The organism is Colwellia polaris, assembly GCF_002104515.1.
GTDB lineage: Bacteria > Pseudomonadota > Gammaproteobacteria > Enterobacterales > Alteromonadaceae > Cognaticolwellia > Cognaticolwellia polaris.
Genome location: NZ_NBOE01000016.1, coordinates 65784 through 75284, shown reverse-complemented (window position 1 = coordinate 75284; position 9501 = coordinate 65784). Strand labels below are relative to the sequence as shown.

Sequence of the window (9501 nt, the reverse complement as noted above, 5' to 3'; positions counted from 1 at the left end):
GCTGAATGTTATTTCTGGCATAGTGGCTTATTGTCTAAAAGAACAAAAGCCATGTATTAAATTATCACCGAGTGAATTTGCTCTGATGGCCATTTAAAACACACGGCTTAAACAGATCTCAGGTTAAAGTAGATTCCATTAAGGTTAATTGTTGATATACCAAGGTCTTCGAGGCTTTTGTATCCGTCCTTCTGATCTTTTAAAACTATTTTGGCCAAAGTAGGAATTATCATTTGCTCCGCAATCCCTTCAACCAAAATTACACCACTCGCAAATAACAAGTTAGATTTTGTCACATCTAGCCAGCGGTTGATGAATTGACTACTAGTGGAATGAAGCCCGCATGTTCGTAATGGTGTTGCCACTGGGGCTTGTGACTTAGACAAGTGAATGATTGACTCAAGTTCGACAGAAGAAGCTAAAACAGTTGAGTGCGTAGTGACAATTACCTGAACATTTTTGTTTTCTTCTGCTACTGATTTTAAGTGATTTAAAAGCCTAATTTGTAGTTGTGGATGTAAATGTGCTTCAGGCTCTTCAATTAATAGTAATTTAAAAAGGGGTTGCTCATCATCTTCATCATCAAGTGTTAGCTCTGCAAGGATTGAAGCGATATAGAGTAGATTGTTATAACCTAAACTATTTTGACTAAGACCGCGAAATAACTCCTGACTATCAGCAGATAAATCAGGAAAAAATAATAACGTTAGGCTTTCAGCAATTTTAGTAAAATCACTTTCTGCAAACTGAATACTTGTTTTTTGTCCAAAATGATAACCAATTGCTTTAGTCAAGTTTGCAGTGATGAGTTCATTTGCTTTTTTGATACTTAAATTATCGTCAGTAGCTAAAGATGTGTTGAAGTCTTTCAGTTTTTCCTCAAGAGGGTGTAGCGTGTCGTCTTCTCTACATTGCTTTAATTGTTTACGGTTTAGCGCTTTAAGTAACTTAGATAACCTAGATTGACGGCCATTCGAAAGCTTTGACTCTGCATCCCTTAATGGTGGTAAATAAATGCATTGAATAAGATCAATCAATTCAGGGTCAAACTGTGAGCTCTTCGAATTCCCTCCCCAAATGATTTTTTTGAATCGACCTCGTATTTCCTTATTTTCAGCTTGTAAGGTCAATAATGCTGTATTGGAAGCTCCAACCCACGGAAGAAAGGCCACTTTATCCTCTACATCAAGTCCATCAAACTCAGCACATATTGAAAAAGATAAAGCGGCTTTTCCCTCAGTGATGAACGGGCTGAAAAAGTCATCGCTGGATATGCTATATCTCCCAGACTCAGAATCTTGAAATAATTGACGAATAGAACTGATGATAGCCGTTTTACCAGCCCCATTTTCACCCACTATCACGTTTAGTCCATCCGTGAACTCAATCTCGAAGCTACTATGAAAGCATCTAAAGCCTTGTGCTTTTAGTTTGCGTAAATACATACACACCTCAGTCCATTATATTATTATATTGGGCAAACTATGATGGTTGCCTAATTAGTGATTATTCCTTCACTGCTATTATTACAAAATACAATGAACTACATAAGACCCTATATCATAAACTCTATTATTACTTTTTATCACGCCTGTTTTTTTAGTTAGCAACATTGCTCTAGTTTTCAAGAATCAAAGAGTTAAAATTTTCTGTTTGGCTCTAGCCGACCATGACTGGTTTATCTCTTCTTTACTCAAATTTTTCTTATCGGGATGGTCTAGAAAACAGTCTGAAACAGTAAGTTCTTTGATGTTTTTGCGATCCCACTGCATCGCTTTTTGTTTTCTTTCAGTATTACTCGACATTAAATCGTTTAAGATTTGTTTATAGGTTGATGCTTCTGAACGATAAAAAAGAGTTGATAACGTTTCTTTTGTTTGTAATTCAATTTCAATTGCGTAAATCGTAAAGCCTTCACTTAATTGTATTTCCGCATAACAAAATTGCCGAGGCTTCCCAGCAATTAAATGTGCTGAGCGGCAATTTACTTTTGGTACATTTCCTTTCTCAACAAAAAGCTTCCAACCACTTTCTTCCGCCAATGTTTCTAGCATGATTTCAAATAATTGTAGTTTTGCTGAAGGTTTAATTGGCTCAGGCTTATCAAGTTTATCAATATCAGCTCTGGGACGTTTTCCTGTGTTTTTTCCTTGTTTTATACCAACACTATCATCCTCTTGGTTTTCAACTAATTCAGGCTCAGTGCCCTTAGGAAGAATTCTTACATTTCGAGGACTTCTGCGTAGGTCAAGATACGTATCAAAATGAAAGCCCGCTTTATTTATATTAATGGTGTAGCGCTTTCCTTTAGATCTAGGAGAGGATGAGGTGTCTATTTCTTTAGGATTAGTAGCAGGCTCAGAATATTTTCTCTTCTTTTTATTTTGATCTTCATTCTTATCATCTTCAAGATTGATATAATCTTCGGGATGCTCAAATTCAATTTCATGTAGCTCAGGTGTGGGAACACCAGCAATTGATCTGATTTCATTCACATATCGATGATTCCCTTCACCTTTACTCTGTAAACCAGTATACCCACTCCAAGTGATTGAACTGTTTTCAATATTAGGTGGCGTAAAATTGAACGTCCACCGCCTAGAATTTTGAGTTTGTTTACTCTCACTATTGATTAAGCCGAAAATCGAACCAAAACTTTTCTTAGCTGAATCATCAAACATTAACCAAGCAAAAAATTTACGATACTCTAGGCTATTTATAAAATTTAACGGTACATGGCTACCAAAAATTATTTTTCCTATCCAATCATTCACTTCTGCTTTAGCTAATTGATACGTGTTACCCTCAAGAGCTAGTGTTCTAACAATTTCTGCAGATTGAAAAAGTAACATTCTTGCAAACTCGCTCAAAGGCAACCACATAGTGTATTCTTCAAGTTGTATTTTATATATCAATTGATGTTCAATTTGGCCTTCAAACTCTTTCAACAGATGCTTTTTCTGTAAACTTTGTGGCATTTCTGCATAAGTAACAAGCTCCCAAGTATTCTGGTTTGGCAAAACAAAGGCACTTGTAAAGCCTGTTTTATAATTAACCGTATCAGTTATTGGGTATGTTTTACCGACGGTTAAGGCTGGTAATAAATCAATAGGTAATGATTTCCTAAAATACCTACCACTAGGTTCTTTGAAATAACATACAACTTGCCAATCTCCACCAGGATTTTGAAACCAATCACCTATAAGCATCAATTTTGAACCATTAGGTATTTGAGTAATACTAACCATTATGCTGCCACCACCGCTTTATGAATTAATTTGAAAATATAATGTTCAATATCTTCTGTGATGTACTCTTTACGAATTGATGCTAAACGTAGTAAGCGCCATTGTTGTATTGGTAGATTTGATGCCTCTAATGCCTGATGGGCGATACGTAATCGAAACTTTCTGTAATCTACTTTATTTTCTTGATTGAGATCCAACCATTTCGCTGTTCTTGGTAAATCGGTTAAATGTTTTTCAACTGAATTTGGGGTAGGTAGCTTTTTAATTAAGTACGTTTTGCTGATTCTGGGACGTTTTTTTAGGGTAGCTATTTCAGTTATATATTCTTGAAGTAATGCGATATTTTCTTCATCCCACGCTTTATAGTCTCTTTGGTATCGATTCAAATTAATACGTTTAGCGTCAGGTGAGTTTTTCTTTAACCAGTCTCTATCGTGCCTATATAACCATGCATATAGGCTTCCACCATTATCTGTATTCCTTAAACATTTAATCCCTAACTCGATATTTGTATTACATAAATCAAGCCAGGCACATCTTTGTTCGCTTATATTTTTATTCGTTTTTTGTAGAGCTACAAACTTTCTATCTTTCTTATTATTACTTTTGGTTGGGAATGCATTAACCATTGTAAAAATTTCTTCTAACGATTTATCAAATAGAAAAGAACTCCAAACCATTATGTGTCGAATGGGGTGAAATGATTTTCGGTGCTTACGAAAAATGTCTACTAACCAGCTATTGTGATAACTTTTAGGTAAATATTTTCTAAAATAGGTATTTTCCCAGTCTTTAATCAAGTGATCATAAATAGCTTTATGATCGACGTAGTTACCATTCATCATATTTAAATCTACTGCTATTTTTTTATAAAACATAGTCCATTGATAACTAGAACAAGGCTTTATCGTTTTTAAATTTAAGAGAGTATAAAAGCGATCAATTAATATTTCTTCTTGTTTACTAAGCAAAACAGGTGATATTAGCGTACTTTTATCAATATTTTCTGCTGCGTGAAAGTGATGTTTTTGAATCGAATAAAAAGGTATTTGCGAATCAATCAATTCGCATTGATGCGTTAAACAAACGTTAATACATGGTAATTGATGTTTTCTCAGCCAATACGTTTCACCAAGCTTTGTTTCTTGTTCTAATGAACAAATAGGGCAATAACGAAAATATTGATTTATTTTAATACTAGAAGCTGCAATGCCTGCTCGAGTATGAATGTTGCCACCAAAATTTGACTTCATTGATGAAACTATAAGTTGAGCTTGTTGACCCGATAGGAACGGAATATATAAATTTGCCAATGTATGCTTATCAATCAAACTAGAAGCTGCAATGGACCACACAACTGCCACCCTTGCACTAAATGCATTAAGATGACTTGGTAAATCAGGTATTGCAACAGCAGTTTTTTTCCCAAATACATCATGAATCACAGCTTTCTGATTAGCTGCTTGGCCAGTATGAATGCTATATCGTGCAATCATGCTATATAGCAACTCATCTTCATACGCTTTAGGAAAATATGCTAGCAATGTTAACCTACCAAAAACTGCTTTATAGGGTAAATATGACCATTTTCTTTTAAAGCTTCATACATTGATTCTGATTTTGATGAATATACTTTACGAAGATCAGACTGTGATAATTGCCCCCAATCCATCTCTTTAACTTTATTTAATGTACTCTTACTTTTTTTCTTTGGACCTTTTTTAGTATTGACTGTACTTGTTGTTGCAAATGAAGATGTTGCTTGATGAATGATGTCGATAAGTGAAACTTCGGGATTCGATGCTATACAATCTTGTACAAGTGGACGTACTATATCCTCAGCTACCCCCATTGAAAGAAGTGTTGAAATGGCATTATTCACTACGTCATTTTGTAACGAATCGCCTGTCTCTATTCTTTTTGGTGTTTTCAAAGGCATTGCTTTTAAATGATCAAAGCCATTGAGCAATCCACTTTCAATCTTTGGTATGACAATATCTTTACAGTTCTTTAAGGCTGTCTTATCATTTGTTCTAAGAGCATCTAACATGGGCTTTACAATAGAAAACTCTTCTTCAAATACATCATTAAATAAACCGGTAGTCAGGCATTCTTCATTTGGTGACTCTGCTAGTAAAATAGCTCGAGCTTGAGCAAGACAAAAAAGTTTAACTGCTATGTCTGGTATACCTTGTGATAATTCATAAAGTAGATGAGTAAAAATTTCATCAAGTTCAGTGTGCGATTCCAGCCATTGATACTGGAACAATTCCAATAAAAAATCATCCCAGCTTTCATCAAATGCCATTTTATCCCAAACAATACTACCTTCACCTGATGCTCTGCGAGCTTGTCTAAATTCATTTGAAAATAAATGGAGCGCTGTTGGTGTACCGATTAATACAATTGAAACTTCAACGACATTAACTAATGTCACCAAAAAATTTATCATTTTTTTCTCGCCACCACTTTTAGCGAGGTTCATGTGCTGGAACTCATCGACAACAATTAAACCAATAGCATGAATTAAACAAAGGTCAGCTACGTCCGCAATCATTTTTCCTATAGTGGGTCGACCTGCAGTATATTTATCTCTGTAACGGGTATTTAACCTTTTATCTAATGCAATAAAAAAACTTTCGCAAAACTCTGATAAGGAGCCTTCATAAGGACAATCAATTTTTATCCATGGCACTTGCAATAATTGATATTTAGGATGGTAAATCACCTTATCGTAACTGTTTAAAATCTTATTAGTTGCTGTAGATTTCCCTGCACCTGATATTCCTGAAATAGCCATCGATGATGCATTGGAGTTACTTTCGCTATGGACATATGAGGTTAAGTCTTGATTTTGAATTATCGACCTCATTTGATTTAACTTACGCTTGAATGTAGCTGTTTTTGGATTCCGCCCAAGATAACTTTTACGTATAAGTTGGGAGAATTTTTGTTCAAGTACTAAATGCGTGGTTTGAGGGACAAAAAAGTCTCGAGTTAAACGACTAATAGCATGTACCCTAACATGCCCTTTTAAGTTAATTTCTTTATCGTCAAATTTAGGCCTCTTATTCAACATTTCAACAACATCATTAACACTGTTTATTGGCGGCAATGCTGCGATAAGCGGGTTATCCGCATATTCGGGTAAACCAGGATCAATATACTCTGCTGTTTTGAAATAACTTTGATCAGCACTATTCGTCATCGCTATCACTCTTTAATAGGCTTTTAAGGCTGGTAGGTAATTTATAGCTTTTGGCTACTTTTTTCTCGTTTTGTAATGAAGTTACATTATCTAATTGTATATTTTCATTCTGATTACCATACTTATTTGCTCGCTCATTCTGTCTTTCTATACGTTTATTTTCTCTTATACCAGTCACTTTTTCTGATTTTGTTGATGGCTTATTAGTAGGCTGAAAAGCTTTAGAACGAGAAGCTATCGCTTCTAAATCATTAACTAAATTAACAGAACCAGCTCTTGATTTTAAACTGGAAGTAGCAGCTACATCGGCATTAATATCATTACGTTGCCAAACTTCCCACATGGTCAAGTCTTGATATGCTCGACTACGAGGAGCTAAAGCAGCTGTAATAAAAGTAGAGTAATTATCATTGAGCCTAAGATAAATAACATTAGCCGAGTATAAATCATAAGCGATAGTTACTTTTTTGGGGCCATTGTAGTTACCTTCAAACCAACCCCAGTCGATGGCTTCTTTACAAGTGTAATAGCAATTAAAAAGCTTTAAGCCTTTTTCTGTTACTGTAGCTTCGGTATGTGGTAATAGGTTTACTTTTACAATATCAGAATTAGGCCTTCTTAAACGGCCAGTACGAAATTGAATTCCCCATTCCCATAAATCCAGAGGGTTATAAGATAAGTCATTAGGTAGGTCTTTATCTGGATCGTACTCACTCAATGTGTGTTCATTATTGTAATAAAGAACTATTTTTATCATCATTTGAGTAAACTCTTTTAGAGTATGAATACTGTCTTGACGATAATCTTTCCCATGCTTTTTTTTACCAATAGCGACTTTGGTAACGTAGCCTTCCACAAATGGCTTCATTTTAACTTGTACTGTTTTGAAATAACGCTCTACAATGCCTTTCCAATCTGCTCTATAAGGCGGGGTATTTTCAATATCGACATGAAAAGCTTTGCTCAACACTTCAATATGACGACCTAAAATTTCACCTCGATCGCCAATAATAGATTCCGGTAATCCTACCGTAGGCCACATATCTTCAGTTATTTCTATATCAAATTGCTTACAGTATTCAACCTTATCAAGTACTGTATTTGACAATGCTTCCATGGCACTTACCCAAGATGCATTCTCTAATCCAATGTACATACCAACGATTGCACGACTGAAAACATCGACAACAAAATACATAGTAGGTCTTCCGATTACCTTATTCCTATTCTCAGCTGAAACAAGATATACATCTGCGATTGTGGCATCAATTTGGTATCGGCTACCAGGTCCCGATACTTCAGTAGTAGATGAGCTCAGAACAGGTCTATAATCCTTTTGATAATTAATTTCACCTTTTCTCTTTCTGGTAATATCAAGGGAAGTGTATTCTTTATTATAAAAGTAACGAAATTGGCGAGCAGTAGGTACTTCCCGCAAATGCTCTGCTTTACAAGGTAAAGGAACACCAAAGGCTATTAATACTTGGTTGTAAGCATAATCAAATTCGTACTGATTTTCATTTAATAAACATTTTTCAATAGCAACTCTAAAAATAGCTTTAATATTGTCATCGACATTAACGCCATCACCAGGTGTTCTCGTTCGTGGGGCACCAAGCTTCTTTTCCCCTACTGTTTTGGCTTTACCTAACCCACCACAACGATTGTATTGGCCGTTTAGAGTGTTTTTACACATGCCTAGTTGCCAATATCGTCGGAACCAACGATATACTGTTTGCTTTGTGGCTCCGCTTTCGTGGATTACTTGGTTTAGTAATACCCCTCTTTGTTTTCTTAAATATATATCAGGTACGTTATTAACAGCATTCTGAATAGCACTCCAAGCTCTATCTTGAATACTCTCAGATTTTGAACCTTTTTGAGGAAAGGTCATTGAAACATTAATATGTGGATCTTCGATTACTTCTAATTCATTTTTCGCCATCAGATGTTCAAATTCGTCTCTAGAAGCATATTCCGGCAATGCATTAGCCAGATCTATATCAATATAAAATATTACTTCGGGATTAGACCAAAGCACTCTTAATCTTTTTGAGTTTATTTGGTATACATCATTAGGCATGAACATATTCATATTCCTTTTTGATCCAAAAATCTGAAGCTTTTAAATCTAATGAGTTTAGGGATTTATGATCAACATTCATGAGATCCCAAGTGAAAGCATTTTGCGCTAATAGATGCCTTAGATAAGATAAATATGTGCCTCCATCAACTTTATACTGATCATCTAGATACTTCATTACCACAGCTATTTTATCGTTTGGATGGGTAAGTATTGCCTCATTTACTGTATTAAACACCTCGATCTGACGTGTTTTATTTAAATCATAACTATGCATGTGTGGTAAGAGCCACTTAATATTTTGAATAAGTATGAAAGGGACTTCGTTCTCGGTGAAAAGATACCACTGGATACCTAAGCTTTCCCAGTAGCGCCGTTCTAATTCTTGTTTTTCAATAACTCGGACATCTTCTAATTCGTCACTATATTTAACTGAAATAGCTACTTGAACGACTTTGTTATTTTGCAGGGTGTCTAAAAGTAAGTCAGTAGTCATAACTTGGGTTACACCACTTACTGCAGGATGGGGAATTCCAAGGCGCTCTGAAATTTTGGCTGTTTTTTCGGGATCGAGAGGAAACTGCTCTTTAATATCGGTGACAGAAAGATTCCAATCGAAAAGTAAAAAAGTGGAAAGCTCTAAATCAGATAATAAATGCACGATACGGCCATGAGTTAGTGCCGGTCTTCTATGAACTCTGCCTTTGCTAGGCACATCTCTGACGGTAAGAAAGGGCTTATAATGTTTACCATGACCTTGGCCACGCTTTTCCACTGTTAAGCGTTTAATGATGGCTGGCTTAATAAGCTCTACGATTGTTTTGGGGGCTGGTACAAGAAAGTCTTTCATTTATAGGTCCAGGTTATTCTGATGAATTCAGAATAGCCTAAACCTTAATAGTATGAAACTAATTTGTAAAGTATGATACTTTATTGGTTAGTATGGTACTTTATTGTAAAGT

At 35.4% G+C, this 9501-nt stretch carries 6 protein-coding genes and 1 pseudogene; 1 reads left to right on the top strand and 6 read right to left on the bottom strand.

Features of this window, described 5'->3' with window-relative positions; all coding sequences use genetic code 11:
* Positions 1 to 97: pseudogene (locus tag B6A32_RS19180) on the top strand (IS982 family transposase); the annotation flags it as partial.
* Positions 98 to 107: 10 nt separating this feature from the next.
* On the opposite strand, the gene B6A32_RS18185 reads toward B6A32_RS19180, so the two are convergent.
* The 6 genes from B6A32_RS18185 to B6A32_RS18160 all read right to left on the bottom strand — a co-directional run bounded on the left by B6A32_RS18185 (position 108) and on the right by B6A32_RS18160 (position 9389).
* On the bottom strand, positions 108 to 1445 hold the full coding sequence (locus B6A32_RS18185) for an ATP-dependent nuclease (protein ID WP_233131470.1): 1338 nt from the start codon (positions 1443 to 1445) through the stop codon (positions 108 to 110).
* A 186-nt stretch (positions 1446 to 1631) separates the two neighbouring features.
* Complete coding sequence (locus B6A32_RS18180) at positions 1632 to 3248, bottom strand: hypothetical protein (protein ID WP_085306341.1); 1617 nt, start codon at positions 3246 to 3248, stop codon at positions 1632 to 1634.
* Positions 3248 to 4792 (bottom strand): TnsD family Tn7-like transposition protein, encoded by a 1545-nt coding sequence (locus B6A32_RS18175; RefSeq protein WP_085306340.1) that lies wholly within the window; start codon positions 4790 to 4792, stop codon positions 3248 to 3250. Before B6A32_RS18175 ends, B6A32_RS18180 begins: the two co-directional genes overlap by 1 nt.
* 2 nt (positions 4793 to 4794) lie before the next feature.
* Entirely contained in the window at positions 4795 to 6456 is a 1662-nt protein-coding gene (locus B6A32_RS18170) for an ATP-binding protein (RefSeq protein ID WP_085306339.1), read from the bottom strand.
* Positions 6446 to 8545 carry a Mu transposase C-terminal domain-containing protein gene (locus tag B6A32_RS18165; protein WP_085306338.1) on the bottom strand — a complete coding sequence of 700 codons (2100 nt, stop codon included), beginning with the start codon at positions 8543 to 8545 and terminating at the stop codon, positions 6446 to 6448. The genes B6A32_RS18170 and B6A32_RS18165 overlap by 11 nt, the downstream gene beginning before the upstream one ends.
* Positions 8532 to 9389 (bottom strand): TnsA endonuclease N-terminal domain-containing protein, encoded by an 858-nt coding sequence (locus B6A32_RS18160; protein WP_085306337.1) that lies wholly within the window; start codon positions 9387 to 9389, stop codon positions 8532 to 8534. Before B6A32_RS18160 ends, B6A32_RS18165 begins: the two co-directional genes overlap by 14 nt.
* Positions 9390 to 9501: the final 112 nt, after the last annotated feature.